3 protein-coding genes are annotated in these 1,474 nt (G+C 42.3%); 2 read left to right on the top strand and 1 reads right to left on the bottom strand.

The window, feature by feature from the left end; translation table 11 throughout:
- Positions 1-699 precede the first annotated feature (699 nt).
- Both stbA and ACOI6Z_RS27455 read left to right on the top strand, forming a co-directional pair.
- Positions 700-1,086: a plasmid stabilization protein StbA gene (gene stbA / locus ACOI6Z_RS27460; RefSeq protein ID WP_001039463.1), complete on the top strand. Its 387-nt coding sequence runs from the start codon at positions 700-702 to the stop codon at positions 1,084-1,086.
- A gap of 8 nt (positions 1,087-1,094) precedes the next feature.
- Complete coding sequence (locus ACOI6Z_RS27455; protein ID WP_000861580.1) at positions 1,095-1,286, top strand: hypothetical protein; 192 nt, start codon at positions 1,095-1,097, stop codon at positions 1,284-1,286.
- A 10-nt stretch (positions 1,287-1,296) separates the two neighbouring features.
- On the opposite strand, the gene ACOI6Z_RS27450 is transcribed toward ACOI6Z_RS27455, so the two are convergent.
- A partial coding sequence (locus tag ACOI6Z_RS27450; protein WP_214163955.1) for an IS1 family transposase occupies positions 1,297-1,474 on the bottom strand: 178 nt, incomplete at its 5' end.

Raw genomic sequence — 1,474 nt, 5'->3', positions numbered from 1 at the left:
CGCTCAGCTGGTTGGTAACTATTTTCAACCCGGACTCCAGATCACCTGGGCCAGCTTCAAGGCAGCGCCGCAGATACTCTGACCGATTACCACCTGAAACCAGGTCTATATAGGCCAAAAGTTCATCTGATACTTTTGCGGTTATTGTTGGCATTCAGTCCTCACTTTGTGCATTTTTTAAACGAAAAAAGGGTGTCTAATACGGTGAAATCATAGTATTACCAAAGTAATAAATAAAAAATGTTTTAAATCAGTAAGTTAGATTAGATTTGTAATACCTGGGTAATACCGCAGCATGGTTAAATTTGGTTTTTTTTCTTTTAAATCAGTGAGATAGCGTGATTTATCACGCTGCGTTAGGTGTATAGCAGGTTAAGGGATAAAAAATCATCTTTTTTTGGTAGGGCGATCTCCGTAGGTTAAGGGTCATTTGGCTAAAAAGCGTCCTATTCTTTGATGGTCATGCTTGCATGACCATCTGAGCAACCAAAAACTACAGATAAACTACAGATAAACTACAAAAAACGTTTTGCCTTAGTGTTGGAAGACTACAAATAGACTACAATAAAACTACAAAGAAACTACAAAAAACGTGACAGACTACAAATAGACTACAAGAAAACTACAGATAAACTACAAAACTCGATTGACCCCTTCTTACGAGTGTTGTAGAGTCATTTTCATACAACGGAGGGGGTTATGAATAAACCAGCAGATCTGAAACCCCGCAACTTATCGGCTGCTGTCAGATTGCGCCTAAATGAAATCGAGAACTGGCTGGACAGAGGGCTAACGCGGCATGAAATTGCTGAAATCCTCGACAGCGAATACAGCTTTTCGGTAACAGCCAAAGGGCTTGAGATGGCACTGTATAGAACGCGGCAAAACCGAAAAAATGTATTGCACAATACACATGATAAGAGTAGCGCGAAGGGTGCAGCGGAAAGTGTATTGCACAATACACAACCGTCTGAGCCTGAAGCGCAGGAAAGTGAAAAAGCAGAGAGTCCCGGCATTATTGATAAAGAATTCTTCAATAAAATCGGTGAGAATTTCGACCCTAAGAAGTTCAACAAAAAATTCTGAGGTGATTTATGAAAGTAGCGGTAATTAATTACAGTGGCAGTGTTCGTAAAACCTTAATTTCATCTTACCTGTTAGCCCCGCGGCTGACTGGTGCAAAGTTCTATGCGGTAGAGACTATCAACCAGTCTGCTTCCGATCTGGGTATTGAAAATGTGACCAGTTTTAAAGGTGACGACTTCTCACGTTTGATTGAGGGGTAATGACTCCAACTTACTGGTAGTGTTTTATGTTCAGATAATGTCCAATGACTTTGTCATGCAGTTCTCCCTTCAGGCGTGATTCATAAAGCGGCCAGTCATCCGTCATCCATACCACGACCTCAAAGGCCGACAGCAGGCCCGGAAGACGCTCCAGCGTGGCCAGAGTGCGTTCACCGAAGACGTGCGCC

The organism is Klebsiella sp. C239 (genome assembly GCF_048822715.1).
Lineage (GTDB): Bacteria > Pseudomonadota > Gammaproteobacteria > Enterobacterales > Enterobacteriaceae > Klebsiella > Klebsiella quasipneumoniae.
The sequence above is the reverse complement of the archived record's forward strand: the minus strand, read 5'-3'. Positions and strand labels throughout refer to the sequence as shown.